At 74.3% G+C, this 18,243-nt stretch carries 15 protein-coding genes; 9 read left to right on the top strand and 6 right to left on the bottom strand.

The annotated features are described in order from the left end of the window. Window positions 1–56 precede the first annotated feature (56 nt). Together MXD60_RS30200 and MXD60_RS04085 are read left to right on the top strand one after the other, a co-directional pair. A complete protein-coding gene (locus MXD60_RS30200; RefSeq protein WP_248817587.1) occupies window positions 57–341 on the top strand; it encodes a MerR family transcriptional regulator in 285 nt (94 codons plus the stop codon). Beyond that, on the top strand, window positions 332–1,237 hold the full coding sequence (locus MXD60_RS04085; protein WP_248817586.1) for a PP2C family protein-serine/threonine phosphatase: 906 nt from the start codon (window positions 332–334) through the stop codon (window positions 1,235–1,237). Before MXD60_RS30200 ends, MXD60_RS04085 begins: the two co-directional genes overlap by 10 nt. Here the strand turns inward: MXD60_RS04085 and MXD60_RS04080 are convergent. After that, window positions 1,176–4,742 carry an ATP-dependent DNA helicase gene (locus MXD60_RS04080; RefSeq protein ID WP_248817585.1) on the bottom strand — a complete coding sequence of 1,189 codons (3,567 nt, stop codon included), beginning with the start codon at window positions 4,740–4,742 and terminating at the stop codon, window positions 1,176–1,178. The two genes, MXD60_RS04085 and MXD60_RS04080, sit on opposite strands and share 62 nt — an antisense overlap. Then, window positions 4,739–8,131, bottom strand: coding sequence for an ATP-dependent helicase (locus MXD60_RS04075; protein ID WP_248817584.1), 3,393 nt, complete (start codon window positions 8,129–8,131; stop codon window positions 4,739–4,741). The genes MXD60_RS04080 and MXD60_RS04075 overlap by 4 nt, the downstream gene beginning before the upstream one ends. 87 nt (window positions 8,132–8,218) lie before the next feature. Here MXD60_RS04075 and MXD60_RS04070 point away from each other — a divergent pair, with 87 nt between their 5' ends. After that, window positions 8,219–8,992: an SDR family oxidoreductase gene (locus MXD60_RS04070; protein ID WP_308222360.1), complete on the top strand. Its 774-nt coding sequence runs from the start codon at window positions 8,219–8,221 to the stop codon at window positions 8,990–8,992. Between the two features lie 37 nt (window positions 8,993–9,029). On the opposite strand, the gene MXD60_RS04065 is transcribed toward MXD60_RS04070, so the two are convergent. Together MXD60_RS04065 and moeZ are read right to left on the bottom strand one after the other, a co-directional pair. Then, window positions 9,030–9,416 carry an MGMT family protein gene (locus MXD60_RS04065; RefSeq protein WP_248817582.1) on the bottom strand — a complete coding sequence of 129 codons (387 nt, stop codon included), beginning with the start codon at window positions 9,414–9,416 and terminating at the stop codon, window positions 9,030–9,032. Between the two features lie 112 nt (window positions 9,417–9,528). After that, complete coding sequence (gene moeZ, locus MXD60_RS04060; protein WP_248817581.1) at window positions 9,529–10,701, bottom strand: adenylyltransferase/sulfurtransferase MoeZ; 1,173 nt, start codon at window positions 10,699–10,701, stop codon at window positions 9,529–9,531. 226 nt (window positions 10,702–10,927) lie between these two features. Here moeZ and MXD60_RS04055 point away from each other — a divergent pair, with 226 nt between their 5' ends. Next, on the top strand, window positions 10,928–11,101 hold the full coding sequence (locus tag MXD60_RS04055) for a CsbD family protein (protein WP_248817597.1): 174 nt from the start codon (window positions 10,928–10,930) through the stop codon (window positions 11,099–11,101). A 253-nt stretch (window positions 11,102–11,354) separates the two neighbouring features. On the opposite strand, the gene ku is transcribed toward MXD60_RS04055, so the two are convergent. Beyond that, entirely contained in the window at window positions 11,355–12,566 is a 1,212-nt protein-coding gene (ku, locus tag MXD60_RS04050) for a non-homologous end joining protein Ku (protein ID WP_248817580.1), read from the bottom strand. Window positions 12,567–12,781: 215 nt separating this feature from the next. On the opposite strand from ku, the gene MXD60_RS04045 reads away from it, so the two are divergent. The 4 genes from MXD60_RS04045 (at window position 12,782) to MXD60_RS04030 (ending at window position 15,354) form a co-directional block, all read left to right on the top strand. Continuing rightward, window positions 12,782–13,717 carry a DNA polymerase domain-containing protein gene (locus MXD60_RS04045; protein WP_248817579.1) on the top strand — a complete coding sequence of 312 codons (936 nt, stop codon included), beginning with the start codon at window positions 12,782–12,784 and terminating at the stop codon, window positions 13,715–13,717. A gap of 114 nt (window positions 13,718–13,831) precedes the next feature. Next, window positions 13,832–14,032: an Rv3202a family protein gene (locus MXD60_RS04040; RefSeq protein WP_248817578.1), complete on the top strand. Its 201-nt coding sequence runs from the start codon at window positions 13,832–13,834 to the stop codon at window positions 14,030–14,032. A 212-nt stretch (window positions 14,033–14,244) separates the two neighbouring features. Beyond that, a complete protein-coding gene (locus MXD60_RS04035) occupies window positions 14,245–14,970 on the top strand; it encodes a TetR/AcrR family transcriptional regulator (RefSeq protein WP_248817577.1) in 726 nt (241 codons plus the stop codon). Window positions 14,971–15,129: 159 nt separating this feature from the next. Next, window positions 15,130–15,354 carry a DUF3107 domain-containing protein gene (locus MXD60_RS04030; RefSeq protein WP_248817576.1) on the top strand — a complete coding sequence of 75 codons (225 nt, stop codon included), beginning with the start codon at window positions 15,130–15,132 and terminating at the stop codon, window positions 15,352–15,354. A 79-nt stretch (window positions 15,355–15,433) separates the two neighbouring features. On the opposite strand, the gene MXD60_RS04025 is transcribed toward MXD60_RS04030, so the two are convergent. After that, window positions 15,434–16,126 carry a ferritin-like fold-containing protein gene (locus MXD60_RS04025; protein WP_248817575.1) on the bottom strand — a complete coding sequence of 231 codons (693 nt, stop codon included), beginning with the start codon at window positions 16,124–16,126 and terminating at the stop codon, window positions 15,434–15,436. Window positions 16,127–16,512: 386 nt separating this feature from the next. On the opposite strand from MXD60_RS04025, the gene MXD60_RS04020 reads away from it, so the two are divergent. Next, the gene (locus MXD60_RS04020; RefSeq protein ID WP_248817574.1) at window positions 16,513–18,135 is read left to right on the top strand and encodes a DEAD/DEAH box helicase; all 1,623 of its coding nucleotides are present in this window, start codon (window positions 16,513–16,515) and stop codon (window positions 18,133–18,135) included. Window positions 18,136–18,243 lie beyond the last annotated feature (108 nt).

Here is an 18,243-nt window from a genome sequence, read left to right as displayed (position 1 = left end):
GGGTCAGACCGGGAGCGCCGTCCTGTCGACGACGGCTGCGAGGCAGAGGCTTACTCATGCTTCATGACTCGCAACGGTACCGGCGTTACTCTCCGCATCAGCTGGAGCGGGCCCGGCTGGTGGCCTGGCTGCGCCGGTTGGACATGCCTCTCGCGCGTATCCGGCGAGTCTGCGGGCTCGACCCCGCCGCCGCGGCCACGGAGATCGGTCTGTTCTGGGCCGAGGCCGAGCGGACGACCGCCGCCCGCCGCCCGCTGGCCGCTGGCCGCTGGCCGCCATCCTCGTCGAGCACCTTGGCCGAGCTGAGGCCAGGGGCCGAAAGGACATCACCATGCCCGTGAACTCTCCGATCCCCCACCCCGCCCACCCCGCCGATCCCGCCGCGCGGGTCATCGCGGGCGAACGACTGACACTGCGGCACGCCGCGCTGTCCGACCAGGGCCTGGTCCGCCCAGGTAATCAGGACGCTGTGCACGCCGGTTCGGGGGTCCTCGCGGTGGCGGACGGCTTCGGCCCCGCGGGGGCCGAAGCCGGAGCGGCGGCCGTCGGCGCCCTACGCCAGCTGGACCCCACGGCGGTGCGCCCCGATGAGCTGCTCCCGTTTCTCGCCGACGCGCTCACCCGCGCGAACCAGGCGGTACGTGCGCTGGTCGGCCAGTCGGCCCCGGCCATCTCGGTCGCCCGGGAGGTCCCGTACGGCCCGATCCCGGACCTGGGCGGCAGCCCTGGGCCGGCCGCCGGTGATCAGAGCCTTGCATCGCACCCGATCGGCACGACGCTCACCGCGCTGTTGTGGACCGGATCGGCACTGGCCTTCGTCCACATCGGCGATTCCCGCGCCTACCTGCTACGAGACGGCGAGCTGCGTCAGATCACCCAGGATCACACTCTCGTCCAGGCGATGGTCGAGGACGGGCGGCTACAGCCTGCGGAGACCTCGGCCCACCCGCAGCGGATGCTGTTGCTCCGGGCCCTCGACGGTGGCCCCGGCGTGCTTCCCGACCTTGGGTTTCGCGAGGTGCGGCGGGGCGACCGCTACCTGCTCTGCTCGGACGGGCTGTCGGGTGCCGTGCCGCCGGCCGCGCTGCGGCGAGTCCTGACCGGGGGCGCCGAGCCGGAGCGGACGGTGCACGAACTCGTCGCGCTGGCGAGGGCGGCCGGCGGGGCGGACAACATCAGCTGTGTGGTCGCTGACGTGGTGGTGGCCGCTGATCCGCCAGGTCGGCCGGCGACGTGAGCAGTTCGGCCAGCTCCTGTTCGGACAGGGGCGCCGGGCGGACCACCGCGCCGGAGCGGACGTAGAGGAAGGCCGCGTCGACGGCGGACGGGTCGACGCCGCGCAGCCGGGCCCAGGCCAGCCGGTAGACCGCGAGCTGGAGTTCGTCGGCGGCGGCCGGGCCGGTCTTCCAGTCGACGCCCTCCCAGCGGCCGCCGCCGAGGTCGTAGACGGCGTCGATGCGACCGCGCACGATCCGCCCGGCGAGCGGGAGCTCGAAGGGCTCCTCGATCGCGAACGGCCGGCGGGCGCCGTACGGGGTGCGCAGGAACGCCTCGCGCAGCTCACCCAGGTCGTCCTCGGTCAGCTCGGCGTCGCGGGCGCCGGGCAGGTCGTCGTCGCCGATCAGCGCCCGGTGGTCGAACAGCTCCTCGACCCAGGCGTGGAAGCGGCTGCCGCGCCGGGCCGCCGCCACCGGCTGGCGTGGCAGCGGCCGGACGAGCTCACGGGCGAACGCCGCCGGGTCGGCGTGCATCCGGACGATCTCCGAGGCGGTCAGGTTCGCCGGCAGGGGCACGTCGAGCATCGGGATGCGGGCCGCCCGTTCCTCGGCGAGCAGCAGCGCCGCCTCCCGGTCCAGCTCGGCGAGCAGCGCCCGGTCAGGCCCGGTCAGCCCCGGCGGATCGCCGCCTTCGCCGCCGCCGGGCGCAGTCCCGTCATCGCCGGTACCGGCCGCGGGCTCACTCTCGTCGGGGTCGGTCCGGGCTCGGCCGTCGTCCGCGGGGACGCGCGTGTCCGGGTCGTCACCGCCCGGTGTTCCGTCGCCGCCGTCCGGCAGGGCGGCGAGTGCGGCGTCCAGGCGGGCGAGGACCTCCAGGGCGGCCTCGCGGCGGCGCGCGTACGGTTCCTGCTCGTACGGCGCCGGCCAGACGAACTCGCGGGGGGTGGCGAGCGCCGGGTTGAGGCGTTCCGGCGGCTTCGGCGCCCAGTGCTCGACCCGCCCGCCGCCAGCCCGGGCGTGCCCGGCGAGCTCGTCGAGGAACACCGACGCGCCGCGCGGGCGTTTCTGCGTCGGCCCCCACCAGTGGCCGCTGGCGAGCAGCAGCGACTTGGCCCGGGTCACCGCGACGTAGGCGAGGCGGCGTTCCTCCCGCTCGGCGTAGGCGGCGGCGTCCGCGGCGAACGCGTCGTGGTCGGCCTTCTGGTCGGACGCGATGACGGCCGGCAGGTCGGCCGCGTCGCCGCGCAGCGGCACCGGCAGGACCCCCGCCGAGGTCGTCCACTGGTCGCGGACGGTGACGTCCGGGAAGACCGTCCGGCTCAGGTTCGGCACGGCGACGACCTCCCATTCGAGGCCCTTGGACCGGTGCATCGTCATCAGGGCGACGGCGTTCGCGCCGGACGGGCCGGTGACGTCGAGGCCGCGCTCGTGTTCGCGGGCCGCGCGCAGGAAGCCGAGGAACGCGTGCAGCGACGTCGTCCCGTCCGGGTCGGTGAACGCGGCGGCGACGTCGAGGAAGGCCGCGACGTTCTCCTGGCGGCGGGCGCGCACGGCCGCCTCGGAGGCGGTGAGTTCCACGTCCAGGCCGATCGTGGCGATGACCCGGTGCAGCAGGTCGAGCAGGCCCTCGCCGATATGTCCGCGCAGGTCCGCGATCTCCGCGGCGAGCCGGCGCAGCCGCAGCCGGCCCTCCACGGACATCTCCGGCCCGGGATCGCCGAGGACGTCGGACAGCGCGACCACGTCCGCCGGGTCGACGTCGGCGACCGCCGCCGTGAGCGGATCCTCCCGCCCCGGCGGGTCCGGTTCCATCCCCCCCGGCTCGTCGCCCGCGCCGCCGCCGGCCGGGTCGACCGGTGCTGGCACGTCGGGCGGGGCCGGCGAGTCGGTCGGGCGGCGCACGACCTCGCGGGCGCGGCGGCCGAGCGCGGCGAGGTCCCGGGTGCCGAGACGCAGCCGCGGGCCGGTGAGCAGCCGGACCAGCGCCGCGTTCGCCGTCGGGGCGTCGAGGACCTCCAGCATCGCCACGATCTCGGCGACCTCGGGCACGGTGAGCAGGCCGGTCAGCCCGACGACCTCGACCGGCAGGCCCGCCCCCTGCATGGCGGTGAGCAGCGGGGGGATGTCCCCGCGGGCCCGGACGAGCACGGCGATGTCCCCGGGCGAGGTGCCCGCGTCGACCACCCGGCGCAGCCGCGCGGCGATCCAGGACACCTCCTGCGCCCACGTCTCGTGCAGGGCGACGACCGTCTCGCCGCGCTCGGCGACGTCCGCCCGGGGACGCAGCTCGACGACGCGGTGGCGGGCCCGCAGCGGCGCCGCGACGGTGTTGGCGAGCTCGAGGAGCCGCCCGCCGCTGCGCTGGTTCACGGACAGCTCGTAGACGACCGCCGGCGTGCCGTCCGCGCGCGGGAAGTGGCTCGGAAAGTGGTCGAGGTTCGCGACCGACGCGCCGCGCCAGCCGTAGATCGCCTGGCAGGGGTCACCGACCGCGGTGACCGGGTGTCCGCCGCCGAACAGGCCGGTCAGCATGCGGCGCTGGGCGACGGAGGTGTCCTGGTACTCGTCGAGCAGGACGACCGCGGCGCGGGCCCGTTCGGCCCGGCCGACCTCCGGTATCGACTCGGCGAGGCGGGCGGCGTAGGTGACCTGGTCGCCGAAGTCGAGCACGTCCCGCTCGCGGCGGGCCGCGCGGTACTCGGCGACCAGCGCTGCGAGTTCGCTCCGCCCGCGGGCGGCGAGCGCCCAGCGCCGCAGCCGGTCCTGGACGCCCTTGGTCCGCGGCCGGGCCGCCGCCGCGGCCCGCGCGGCCGCGATCTGTTCCTCGAACTCCTCGTCGTGGACGACGAGCCGGTACGGGTCGACGAGATGCTCACTCATCTCGGCGTCGAGCGCGACGATCTCGCCGACGACCGCGGCGAGGGGCCGGGTCAGCGCGCGCACCGCCCCGCCGTGGGCCCGCGCGACCCGCGCGGCGAGCTGGTACCGCGCCGCGCCGGAGATCAGCGCGATGTCCGGTTCCAGGCCGAGGCGCAGCGCGTTGTCGACGACGAGCCGGCCGGCGAAGGCATGGTAGGTGGCGACGGTCGGCTCACCGTCGGCCTCGTCCGACGCTCCCGCCGCCGACCCGGGCGCGCCCGTCCAGTCACCCACCTCGGCGGCGCCGGCCCTGCGCAGGGCCAGCCGGACCCGCCCGGCGAGCTCCGCCGCCGCCTTGGTCGTGAAGGTCAGCCCAAGGACCTGCTCGGCGCGCACCTGGCCGGTGGACACCAGCCACACCACCCGGGCCGCCATCACCGAGGTCTTCCCGGAGCCCGCGCCGGCGACGATCACCCCGGGTGCCAGTGGGGCGGTGGCGGCGGCGATCTGCTCGTCCGTGTACGGAACCTCCAGCAGTTCCCGCAGGTCGTCGGGGTCGAGCTGGCGCCCGACCGGCCCGCCGTCCCCGTCGTCGGCCGGGTCGGCGCCGAACCCGGGCAGCAGCGGCTGGCGTGGGATCGCCCCGCCCGTACCGAGGGTGCTCACTCGACCACCTGTCGGCCTTCCGGCCGGGCGGGGCAGCTCGCCTGGAAGGTGCACATCGTGCAGTGGTCGCCGGGCGCCGGGCGGAACGCCTCCGCGTCGATGGTCCGCACGGCGTCGGTGAGGACCTCGTCCATCCAGGTCGGGCCATCGGCCGGCAGCGGCGGCTGGGCCTGCACCTTGGGCGGCCCGGTGCCGTCTTCGGGCAGCCGGGGGGCCGAACCGTCCCGGTCCCCGTCCAGCCGCAGGTGGACCAGCTCCGCCCCACCCGGCACCGCCGACGACAGGGAGCCGCCCGCCGCGCCCGCGCCCGCGTCTGCCCCCGCGGAGTCCAGCGCCTCGTCGAGGGCGCCGGACCGGACGGCGAGCTGATAGCTGCCGAGCTGCGGGTGCGCCGCGAGCTGCGCGGTGGTCACCGCCGTGCGGCCGGTCTTGAAGTCGATGACGTGCACCCGGCCGGTGTCGTCGAGCTCCAGCCGATCGATGAAGCCGCGCAGCAGCACCTCCCGGCCGGCGACCGCCAACCGGCAGGTGAAACGGACCTCGGCGTCGACGACGCGCCGGCCGCGCTCGGCGGCGTGCCAGTCCAGGAAGCGGGCCAGCGCCTCACGGGCGGCGTCGCGCTCCTGGTCGCTGCGCCAGCGGGCCTCGTAGTCCAGATGCCGCCAGACCGTGTCCAGCCGGGCGTCGAGCGCGGCCAGGTCCGCCGGGGTGCGGCCGGTGGTGACCTCGTCGGCGAGCGCGTGCACGACCCGGCCGAAGCCCTGCGCGGTGGTCGCGACGGTGACCGCGTGCGCCTCGTGCTCCAGGAACCAGCGCAGCGAGCAGGCGCCGATGCTGGACAGCGACGACCCGGACAGCCGCAGCGGCGCGCCCGGGGCCACGACCGGGACGTCGGACTCGGTGACGTCCAGCAGCCCCCACCAGGTCCGCGGAGGCGCGGCGGGGACCACCGGGCGGCGCGGGGCGTCGCGCGCCGCGGCGCGCGCGGCGAGACGGCGCCGCGCCGCCGTGCGCCTCGCCGGGCTGGAGGTCGGTTCCGTCGCCAGCCGGCGCAGGGGCGCGACCAGGCCGACGAGGTTCAGCGGCCGGGGCGGGCGGCTGGCGACCGCCTCGACGGGCACGCCGAGCTCGTCGAGGAAGCGGCTCGGCAGGCTGCCGTCGTCGTCCGGGCTGTTGACGGCGGTCACCAGCAGGCGGCGCCGGGCCCGGGTGAGGGCGACATAGAGCAGCCGCCGCTCGTCGGCAAGCAGGTCCTGGCGGGTCAGCGGCGGGCGCAGGCCGCCGCGGGACGGCGCGTCGAGTTCCTCGGCGGCCAGCAGCGAATGCCGTTGGCGCAGGTCGGGCCAGGCGCCGTCCTGCACCCCGCAGACAGCGACGACGTCCCATTCCAGGCCTTTCGACCGGTGCGCGGTCAGCAGCCGCACGCCGCGGCGCCGGACGTCCTCCCCGACGGGGGCGATGGCCTCGGCGGCGATCTGCTGGCGGCCGAGCTCGTCCACCAGCGACGCCGCGCCGGCACCGGGCCCGCGCCGCTCGGCCAGCCGGGCGACCGCGTCGAACAGCGCCACCACCGCGTCGAGGTCGCGGTCGGCGGCGCGCCCGGCCGCGCCGCCCGCCGCGGCCGCCGCCACCAGCCGCTCCTGCCAGCCCGACGCCGCCCACAGCGCCCACAGCGCCTGCTCCGGCGAGCCGGCCGGGTCCCGCAGCGCACGGCGGCAGACGCGCAGCAGGCCGCCGACCCGCCGCGCGGGTGCCGCGACCGGGTCGGGAACGCGCAGCAGCAGGCGGTCCGGATCGGCGACCGCCGCCCGCACCAGCTCGGCGGACGCCGCCGCCCGCCCGGCGCCGGCATCCCGGTCGAAGGCGCGCAGGGCGCGGCCCAGTTCGCGCACACCGGCCGGGTCCGCGCCGCCGAGCGGGGAGGTCAGCAGCGTGCGGGCGGCGTCGGGGGTGAGCGCGCCGGCCGGGTCGCCCGCGCAGCGCAGCGCCAGCAGCAGCAGCGCCGCGGCTGGTTCCTGGGCGACGGGGAGCTCGTCCCCGTCGACGCTGACAGGCACGCCGGCGGCGGTCAGCGCCCGGCGCAACCGGCCGATCCGCTCCGCCGTGCGGACGAGGACCGCCATCGCCGGCCAGGGCGTGCCACGCTCCAGGTGCTCGCGGCGCAGCAGGTCGGCGACGGCATCGGCCTCCGCACCGGCGTTCGGGTAGGTGCGTGCCTCGACCTGGCCGGCACCGAGGTCGCTGCGGCCGACGAGGTCCCGGTGCGCGCGGATGGCGGCGACCGGCAGGCCCGCCGCCGGGATCCGCCGCGCCACGTGCCGGCTCGCCAGCAGCGGTCCCGGCGCCATCCGCCGGCAGGTACGCAGCGCGACGATCGGTGCCTGGCCGCCGCCCGGCGCGCGGAACCGCTGGGGGAAGTCGAGCAGGCCGGCCACCTCCGCGCCGCGGAAGGCGTAGATGGACTGGTCCGGGTCACCGAACGCGATCAGGTTGCCCCCGCCGCCGGCGAGCGCCCGCAGCAGGCGCTCCTGGGCCGGGTCGGTGTCCTGGTATTCGTCGACGAAGACGTGCTGGTAGCGGGTCCGCAGCTCCTCCCCCGCCGCGGCGCCCTCGGCGACGAGGGCGGCCCGCTGCACGAGGTCGGCGTAGTCGAGCGCGCCCTCGAAGCCGAACACGTCGAGATACATCTCGTAGAACTCGGCCAGGGCGGCCCATTCCGGCCGGGCGGTGCGCCGCGCGAGCTGCGCCAGACCCACCGGTTCCAGCCCGACCTCGCGGGCCCGCGCCAGCAGCGCCCGCACCTCCTCGGTGAACCCGCGGGGGCCCAGGCAGCGGGCCAGCGACTCCGGCCAGGCCGGCCGGCCGTCCTCCCGCGAACCCTCGACGAGTTCGCGCAGCCGGCTGTCCTGCTCCGGGCCGGACAGCAGCCGGAACCCGCCCCGCGGCGCGGGCCGGTCGTGCGCGCGCAGCACGGCCAGGCACCAGGCATGGAAGGTCCACGCGCCCGGCCCGCGCCCGGCGCCGGTCGGCCCGAGCCGGGCGGTGATCCGCTCCCGCAGTTCCGCCGCCGCGCGCCGGCTGAACGTGAGCACCAGGATCGACCGCGGGTCCGCCCCCGCCTCGACCCGGGCGGCGACGGCCTCGACGAGCGTGGCCGTCTTGCCGGTGCCGGGCCCGGCGAGGACCAGCAGCGGGCCACCCGGATGCTCGATCACGCGCCGCTGGGCCGCATCCGCCGTCAGCGGCCGGGGCGCGGCGATCGGCGCGGCCACCAGGCGGTGACCGGTGCGCGACGCGGCGGCGGGCGGCGCGGCGGCGGGCGGCGAACTCACCCCGACAGCACACCATGGCGGTCCGACAGTCCCGCGTGCGCCCGCGCGGGTGGCCATCTGACGGTGTGCTGAGGGTGACGATCGAAACGCCGACGGGGCGACACCCTTGGGCGCGCCCGATCGGGGACGTGTTCACTCATCCGAATGGACGTGGCACTGTCAAAGACTATGACCGATTGCGGCGGAAATGTTGCACTTGTTACCGGTGCGGGCTCCGGCATCGGCGCCGCCTGCGCCCGCCGGCTGGCCAGCGCGGGTGCCCGAGTCGTGGTCACCGACCGACAGGGCGACCGCGTGAAGGACGTCGCCGCCGAGATCGAACGGGCCGGCGGCGAGGCCATCGCGGTCGAGGCGGACGTCACCGACCCGGACGCCCTCGAGCGGGCCGTGCAGGCCGCCGTCGGCACCTTCGGCAAGCTGGACCTGGCCCTGAACAACGCCGGGATCACCGCCGGGCGCGAACCGGTGGGCCTGACCGCCGCCGAGGACTGGCAGCGGGTCCTCGACGTGAACCTGTCCGGGGTCTTCTACAGCATGCGCGCCGAGATCACCGCGATACTGCACGGCGGCACCGGCGGCTCGATCGTCAACATGGCGTCGGTGTTCGGCACCGTCGGGTTCGCCGGGTCGGCTCCGTACGTCGCCGCCAAGCACGGCGTCATCGGCCTGACCAAGACCGCGGCGCTGGACTACGCCACCCGGGGGATCCGGGTGAACGCCGTCGCGCCCGGTTTCGTCGACACCGAGCTGATCCAGGTCGACGGCCGGCCGCAACGCGGCGCGGCGCTGCTCTCGCCGATGAACCGTCTCGGCACCGCCGAGGAGGTCGCCGAGGTGGTCGTCTTCCTGCTCTCCCGGCGCGCCTCGCTGGTCACCGGCAGCGTCTATCTCGCCGACGGCGGCCTCTCCGCCCGCTAGCCCCGCGGCCGGCCGACGCACCTGACATCGCCGCCGGTCAGGTGCCGTCCCAGCGGGCGGCGGGAAGAGCCACGCGGTCGCCGGAGGCGGTCAACGGGGTGGCGTCGGCACGCAGGCGGCGCAGCGCCTCGGCCGGGTTGGCCGGGTTCGGCTCACCGGTCGCGCGGATCACCCGGTGCCAGGGCAGGTCGTCGTCGCCATACCGGGACAGCACCGCGCCGACGGTGCGGCCCGACCCGGCGCCGACGTACTCGGCGATGTCGCCGTAGGTCATCACCTTGCCCGGCGGGATCCGGGCGACGGCGTCGAGCACCTCCAGCGCGCGCGGGCTCGGCGCGGCGCCGCCGAGCCGGATCCGCGTGCCGAGCCCCGCCGACAGGCTCGCCGGCGGGGACTCGCGCCGCGCGCGAGGCCGGCCGCTCACGTGGAACCGATCATCTCGGACCCCTCTGGCCAACCCGGCCCACCGGCCGAGACCAGCACCGCTGCGCGACCGACCCACGCGCTCGCGGGCCGGTACACGTGCGCGGGCCGGTTCAGTAGACCGGCAGGGACTTGTCGACCTGGGTGGCCCAGGCCGTCACGCCGCCCTGGACGTGCACCGCGGAGGCGAACCCGGCGCCCTTGAGCGTCGCGAGGGCCTCGGCGGAACGCACCCCGGACTTGCAGTAGACGACCACGCGGCGGTCCTGCGGCAGCTCCGCGAGGTGCGCCGGCAGCTCGCCCTTGGGGATCAGCCGGGCGCCGGGGATACGGACGATCTCCCACTCGGCTGGCTCGCGGACGTCGATCAGCTCGATCGGCTCGCCGGCGTCCAGCCAGCCCTTGAGCTCACTCGCGGTGATCGTGGAGCCGGCGGCGGCGAGCTGCGCCTCCTCCGAGACGACGCCACAGAACGCCTCGTAGTCGATCAGCTCGGTGATCGACGGGTTCTTCCCGCACAGCGGGCACTCCGGGTCCTTGCGGACCTTGATCGACCGGTAGGTCATCTCCAGGGCGTCGTAGACCATCAGCCGGCCGACCAGCGGATCGCCGATCCCGGTGAGCAGCTTGATCGCCTCGGTGGTCTGGATGGACGCGATCGACGCGCACAGCACGCCGAGCACGCCGCCCTCGGCGCACGACGGGACCATCCCCGGCGGCGGCGGCTCCGGGTAGAGGCAGCGGTAGCACGGGCCGTGCTCGGACCAGAAGACACTGGCCTGACCGTCGAACCGGTAGATCGAACCCCAGACGTACGGCTTGCCGAGCAGCACGGCCGCGTCGTTGACCAGGTACCGGGTGGCGAAGTTGTCGGTGCCGTCGACGATGAGGTCGTACTGGCTGAAGATCTCCATGACGTTGGAGGTGTCCAGCCGGGTCTCGTGCAGCACGACGTTCACGTACGGGTTGATGTTGCGCACCGAGTCGGCCGCCGACTCCGCCTTGGACCGGCCGATGTCGGACTGGCCATGGATGATCTGGCGCTGCAGGTTCGACTCGTCGACCGTGTCGAACTCCACGATGCCGAGCGTCCCGACACCGGCGGCGGCCAGGTACATCAGCGTCGGCGAACCGAGCCCACCGGCGCCGACGGCCAGCACCCTGGCGTTCTTGAGCCGCTTCTGACCGTCCATCGCGACATCCGGGATGATCAGATGCCGCGAGTACCGGCGAACCTCGTCGACGGTCAGGCCCTCCGCGGGCTCGACCAGGGGCGGTAGGGACACGCTTGCTCCTCGCGTTCGCTGTCGTTCTTCGACGATGCCACATTGGCACGCGGCGTCGTCGCGAATGAGCCATCCGTTCCGGGGCACGCGGTCGACGTGCGCTCGCGGGCCCGCGGGAACGACCCCTCGGTGCAGCGCGGGCCGGCCGTCTGGTGTTCCCGGATCGCCGGTGGGTAGACCGCTGACGACCGACCGTGCACACCGCCGACAGTGGGAGTTGAGCACCATGTCGTTCGCCGACAAGGTCAGGAACAAGATGAACGAGCTCCGGGGTCGGGGCAAGGCCACCGCCGGGCAGGCCACCGGCGACCGCGACATGCGGGCCGAGGGCCGGGGCAAGCAGAGCGTCGCCGACCTGCGCCAGGCCGGCGAGAAGACGAAGGACGCCTTCCGCCGCTGACCGGTATCCCCGCCGCGGCCTCGACGGATCGACGCGCCTGACGGCGCTCTCCGCGGCGCGAGCCTGATCTACGCCGACCTGGACGATCGTGGAAATGCTTCTTCGTGGTCCCTCTGTACGTACAGACAAACCGGACGCGGAACCGCACAGAGGGACCACCGGGATCCGTTTGACGCCCAGAAGTCGGATAAAACGGGCAGGTCGGCCGCTGCGATCGGTCACGATGTCGACCGAAAGGGTCGCGGACGACGCGTCAGGCGGAGCGGCGGGTCCGTTCCGTGGAGCGAGAGGGCGCCGACTTCGGCGGGCGCGACGTCGACCCGGCCGACTTCGACGGCGCCGATGTGGACGCGGTCGACTTCGGCGGGGCGGGCGATTTTGACGGGGCCCCGGCCTTGCCCGAGGTCGACCCCGGGGAGGACGCGGACGCCGGTGCGGCGTCCTGCGACGAATCGGACTTCGCCGGAGAAGCCGACTTCGCGGCGGTCGACGGTGACGACTTCGCCCTTTTCCGCGGTGCCGCGCGCCGGGTCGCGGGCGTCCGCGAACCGGCCGCTTTCGAGTCATGGTCGGGATCCGCCGCGTCCTGCGCGGCGGCAGAAGAGGACACCGGGCGCAGGTCCCCAGAGCCGCGCGGGCCCTCGCCAGAGCTGTCCGCGGAGCCGTCGGGGCTGCCGGTGGAACCGTCGGGGCTGTTGCCGCGGGCGGCGGCGATGCTGGCGCGCAGGGCGGCCATCAGGTCGCCGACCGGCTCGGACGCGGCGGCCTCCGGCGGGCCGACGACCTCCCGGCCAGCGACCTTGGCGTCGATGACGGCCTGCAGCGCCTCGCGGTACTGGTCGGTGAAGCGGCCGGGGTCGAAGTCGGCGGAGAGGGTGTCGATGAGCGAGCCCGCCATCGCCAGTTCCTGCGGACGCACGGAGACCTCGTCGTCGAGGAAGGGAAAGTCCGGCTCCCGCACCTCGTCGGGCCACATCATCGTCTCCAGGACGAAGACGCTGTCGCGCACCCGGAGCGTCGCGAGCTGCTCGCGCTGACGCAGAGCTATCTTCACCAGCGCGACGCGGCCCGATTCGGCCAGCGCGTCGCGGAGCAGGACGTAGGGCTTGGCGCCGGTGCGGTCGGGCTCGACGTAGTAGCTCCTGGCGAAGTAGATCGGGTCGACCTGCTCCAGCGGCACGAACTCCAACACGTCGATCGCCTTGGATGTGGACAGCGGCAGGTTCGCGAAGTCCTCGTCGGTGAGCACGACGGTCTGGCCGTCGGGCAGCTCGAAGCCCTTCGCGATGTCCGCGTAGTTGACCTCGTCGCCGTCGGCCTCGGCCACCCGCCGGTACCTGATGCGGGATCCGTCCGAGCGCCTGACCTGGTGGAACGCGACGTCCCGTTCCTGGGTGGCGGAGTAGAGCCGAACGGGTATCGACACGAGGCCGAAGGAGATGACACCCTTCCAGATCGAACGCATGTTCGCCCCTCACGTCGATTACCCACTATGGTGACCCACCGGACGCCCACGAGTAAGCCAGATCGACGAAACGCCCGAAGTTATCAGCAGTCGCCACCGCTTCGGCGGCGGATCGCGATCGGAGTACGTCAAGACCACATTGGTCGCTCACAGTGCCGTCCTGGATGAGGGGGTGAAGGCGTGACGACGAGTCGACCGGCGCGGACGCCGCGGCGGTGAGCGGGACGGCGGACCAGCCGTCGGTGGAGGTGGACGGCCGGCGGTTGCGCCTGTCGAACCTGGACAAGGTGCTCTACCCGGCCGACGGCTTCACGAAGGCCCAGGTCATCGACTACTACCACCGGATCAGCCCGGTCGCGGTGCCGCACCTGGCCGACCGGCCGCTCACCGTCGTGCGGTTCCCGAACGGCGTCGGCGAGTCGAGCTTCTTCACCAAGAACGCGCCGTCGCACCGCCCGGACTGGACGACGGTGGCGACCCTGCCCTCCCCCGGGTCGACGAAGGACCGCTCGACCATCGACTACCTGGTCGCCGGCGACCGGGCCACCCTGGTGTGGCTGGCCAACCTGGCGTCGCTGGAACTGCACACGCCGATGTGGCGGATCTCCACCGGCCACCCCGACCTCGGCGGCGCCGCCCTCGACCCCGGCCCGCCGGCGAGGGCGGTCGACTGCGCGAAGGTGGCTCTGCTGCTGCGCGAGGTCCTGCCCGGACCACTGTGCGTGAAGACCAGCGGGTCGAAGGGCCTACAGGTGTATGGCCGGGTCACCGACGGGCGGACCTCGATGGAGGTGCGCGCCGACATGCGGGCCGTGGCGACCCAGCTGCAACGGGACCATCCCGACCTCGTGGTGGCGAACATGCGCAAGGACCTGCGCGGCGGGCGGGTGCTGCTCGACTGGTCGCAGAACAATCCGGCGAAGACGACGGTGAGCGTCTACTCGCTGCGCGGTCGGCAGCGGCCCACCGTGTCCACCCCGGTGACCTGGGAGGAGATCCGCGACTGCCGCCGGCCCGAGGATCTGGTCTTCACCGCCGCCGACGTGCTGCGCCGGGTCGACCAGCACGGCGATCTGTTCGCCCCCCTGCTCGGCGGCCCACCCGGGGCGGACGGGGAGGCCCGGGCAGGCGAGTCGGACGGTTCCGCGTGAGACCGGCCGATCCCGGGCACACCGCGGTCCGGACCCCCGCGGGTCCGGACCGTCCATCGCGGGCGTCGCGCCGTCGCGCAACGCCCCCACCCACGAGCGCAGGAGGACGTTCCCATGGGAGCACCCACCGACCTACCGGGCTCCGAGCTGCCGCTGGAGGCGCCGGACGCCGACGCCGCCGAGCAGGCCAGGGAGGTTCGTCCGCCGCAGCAGGTCGCGCCGGCGGTTCCCGCCGCGCCGACGGTCGAGGTAGACGAGTTCGACCTGGTCGAGCAGAGCATCATCGTGGAAACAGACGAGGACGACTACCGCTGATCCGCGCCCGGCCTGCCGGGGCCGGTCGAGGCGCCGGCGATGGGCGTCCCGCGGCTGCGGCCGGCATCCGGTGGCCCGGGCGTGCCGACCGTCAGCTGTGCGAAAGTGGTGCTTCCCGCCTGAGCCCGCAGCGGTGCCGCGAAGCCGCCGGCCCGCCGGGCTTTCGGGTCCGCGCGGGTACTGTTTGACCACATCGATCAGGAGGTGCGCCGGTGACCGCCGAGCCAGCCTCGCCTGGCACGCGCCCGGGCAGGACGCCCCGGCTGCCTCGCACCGCCCGGCGCTTCCAGCTCCTCGGAGCTGCCCGCGAGGTCTTCGTCGCGCAGGGTTATCATGCGGCCGCGATGGACGAGATCGCCGAGCGCGCCGGCGTCAGCAAGCCCGTTCTCTACCAGCACTTCCCGGGCAAACTGGAGCTCTACCTGGCCCTGTTGGAGGAACACTCCGCCCAGCTGGTCACCAGCGTCCAGGAGGCGCTCGAGTCCACGACGGACAACCACACCCGCATCGTCCGGTCGGTGCAGGCGTACTTCGACTTCGTCAACGATCCCTCAGGTGCGCACCAGCTCGTGCTGGAGTCCGACCTGCGCAGCGAGCCGGCCGTGCGCCAGCTCATCGAGACCGCGTTCGCCCGGTGCGTGCGCGCCATCGCCGCGACGATCGTCGCCGACACCGGGCTCACGCAGGACGAGGCCGACCTGCTCGCCGTCGGGCTGGTGGGCCTCGCCGAGACGACCTCGCGCTGGTGGCTCGTGCGTGGCGGCACGGTGTCCAAGGAACGCGCGGTCGAGTCGATGGTCGAGCTCGCCTGGCGCGGCATCAGCGGCTATCCACGGCAGGAACGCCCTCCCGGGCAGCCGGATCAGGCCGACGGCCTGGACGCTGCCGCCGGGCCGCCCGACGGTGCCGGATCGGCACCAGCCGCCTCCGAGCCGTGACATTGCGGTCGGCCCGCGCGTACCACCCGTGGTGTGCCCGGAGCGAACACGCCGCACCTGCCCCGGTGGAGAAGTCCCGGAAGCCATAGTGTGGGCGGTGATCCAAGCTCGGCGGCGGGTGTCCGCCGGCGTGCAGTCCGACGAAGGCGGAGGTCATCGGTGGAGGTCAAGATCGGCGTGCGGCAGAGCAACCGGGAGCTGGTGCTGGAGAGCGACCAGTCCGCGGAGGCCGTGGCCGCGCTGGTGGACGAGGCTGTCAAGGCCGACAACGGCGTGCTGACCCTCGCGGACGACAAGGGTCGCCAGGTGGTGGTTCCCATCGCCTCCCTGGCCTATGTGGAGATCGCGGCGAGCTCGGGCCGTCGGGTCGGCTTCGGCGCCTGACCACCACGTGACCGTGGGCCGGCCGGGCGGGTAGAACCCCGCCCGGGCCGGCCACCGCTGTTCCTACCCCCGTATCCGCTCAGGCGGACAGGCCGAGGGCGGCCATCCGGGCGCTGTGCGCCGCCATGATGCGGTTGAAGATGGCCGCCAGCGCGTCCAGGTCGCCGACTCCCACGAGCAGGCCGGTGAGCGCGTCGCGGTCCACCCCGACCCGCTGGGCCTGGGTGAGCGCCTCGCCGACGAGCCGGCGGGCCCACAGCGCGAGCCGGCCGGCAACGATGGGGTTCTCCCCGATCGCGGCCCGCACCCGCTCGATCGCGAACGCGCCGTGCCCGGTGTCGTCGAGCACCCGCAGCACCAGCTCGCGCGACGGCGACGGCAGGCGAGTGGCGATCTCCCGGTAGAAGTCCGCGGCGATGTTGTCGCCCACGTACGCCTTGACCAGGCTCTCCAGCCAGTCCGCCGGCGCGGTGGAGTTGTGGAACGCGGTCAGCGGCGCGACGAACGGTGCCATCGCCGACTCTCGGGTGACCCCGAGCCGGTCAAGTTCCTCACAGATCGCCTGGAAGTGCGTGAACTCGGCCGCGGCCATGGCGGCGAGGGCCATCTTGTCGCCGAGTGTCGGGGACATCCGTGCGTCGGTGGCCATCCGCTCGAAGGCGGTCAGCTCGCCATAGGCAAGCAGGCCCAACAGGTCGACAGTGGCCTGGTCAGGGGCGGCCGCCCCGTCCGGTGCCGGCGTGCCGGACGGCGGGGAGGATGTCTGCGTCACAGTGCGATTCTGGCATCCGCCGGCGGCAGCGGTCGCGATCCTCCGCGAAGGAGCCCCCGTCCCGGCCTTCGAGCCGCTATGCTAGTACGTAGCCAGGGGTCGTTATGTCACCTCGGCTGCCGCGTAGCAGGGCGTCGCCTCGTCACCTGTGCACCCAGAGTTGCCGTTGAAGGGCACCGGGCACACGGACATCGGGCCGCGGGCGCCTCGCGGCTCACCGCGAGCGGGTTCAGCGTAGACACCGCTCAGAGAAGACCAGGAGCGTCCCGCTGTCCGTCACAACCGCAACATCTTCAGCTGAAACACCCACGAACAATCCGCAGAGCGACCTCCCCGCGGCACCCGTCCGGCCGACCTTCGCCGAGCTGGGCGTTCGCGCCGAGACGGTGGAGGCGCTGGCCGAGGCCGGCATCCTGCACGCCTTCCCCATTCAGGAGCTCACGCTTCCCCTGGCGCTGGCCCGTAACGACATCATCGGTCAGGCCCGCACCGGTACCGGCAAGACCCTCGCGTTCGGCATCCCCGTCGTGCAGACGGTGCTGGCCCCCGGCGAAGGTGCCGACGGCCGCCCGCAGGCCCTCGTCGTCGTCCCGACCCGCGAGCTGTGTGTCCAGGTCACCTCGGACGTCACCCGGGCCGGTGCGCGACGCGGCGTACGGGTGCTGTCCGTCTACGGCGGCCGCGCCTACGAACCGCAGCTGACCGCGCTGCGGTCGGGCGTCGACGTCGTCGTCGGCACCCCCGGCCGGCTGCTCGACCTGGCCCGTCAGCGCGTCCTCGACCTCGCCGCCGTGCGCACCCTCGTGCTCGACGAGGCCGACGAGATGCTGGACCTGGGCTTCCTGCCCGACGTCGAGCGGATCATGGCGCAGCTGCCCGACGGCCGGCAGACCATGCTGTTCTCCGCGACCATGCCGGGGCCGGTCATCTCGCTGGCCCGCCGGTTCATGCAGCGCCCCGTGCACGTCCGCGCCGAGCAGCCGGACGAGACCCGGACGGTGCCGACGACGCACCAGCACGTCTTCCGCGCGCACGCGCTGGACAAGATGGAGGTGCTCGCCCGGGTCCTGCAGGCCACCAGCCGCGGTCTGGCGATGGTGTTCGTCCGCACGCGGCGCACCGCGGACAAGGTCGCCGAGGAACTCGACAAGCGCGGCTTCGCCGCCGCCCCCGTGCACGGTGACCTCGGGCAGAGCCAGCGCGAGCAGGCGCTGCGCGCGTTCCGCGCCGGCAAGGTCGACGTCCTGGTCGCCACCGACGTGGCCGCCCGCGGTATCGACATCAGCGGCGTCACGCACGTCGTGAACTACCAGTGCCCCGAGGACGAGAACGTCTATCTGCACCGCATCGGCCGCACCGGCCGGGCGGGCGAGAGCGGCACGGCCGTCACCTTCGTCGACTGGGACGACCTGCCTCGCTGGACGCTGGTCAACAAGGCTCTCGGGCTGCCCTTCGAGGGTCCCCTCGAGACCTACTCGACCTCGCCGCACCTGTTCGAGGCGCTCAACATCCCGACCGGGGCGACCGGCACCCTCCCGCACGCCGCGCGCACCCGCGCCGGCCTCGACGCGGAGGACCTCGAGGACCTGGGCGAATCCCGCCGCGGACGGCGCGGATCGCGTCCCGGGCGGGAACCGTCCAAGGCCGAGAGCCCGCCGCCGGCTCAGCCTCGCACCCGGGCCCGTCAGCGCACCCGCGGCGGAGGTGCCGCCGCAGCCGCGTCCGGCCTGTCCATCGCCGAGGACACCACCACCGCCGCCGACACCACCCCCGACCTGGGGGACAGCTCGGTGCCGGCCGCCGAGGGCGACGCGTCGACCGGTGTCGTGCAGACAGCCCAGGTCGTGTCGACGCTGACTCCCGAAGCCGGCGAGTCGACCCGCCGACGCCGTCGGCGCGGCAACCGCGGACGCGGTTCCGGAACGATCCGGGCCGAGGGAGCCGACCTGAGTGAGGTCGACGCCGACCGGACCGTCGAGGAAAACGCCCCGCGCGCCGAATCCGCCTGACTGGTCCCGCCCCCGGCCGCCGCGAAGCGGCTGTCGGAGCAGGACCCGACGCGACGGTGCTGACCGCCGCGACCCTCGCCCAGCCCACGTGGCCCCGGGCCGGCGAGG

The organism is Frankia sp. AgB32 (assembly GCF_023243045.1).
GTDB lineage: Bacteria > Actinomycetota > Actinomycetes > Frankiales > Frankiaceae > Frankia.
Note: the sequence above shows the minus strand (reverse complement) of the source record. Positions and strands in the feature narration are given on the sequence as shown.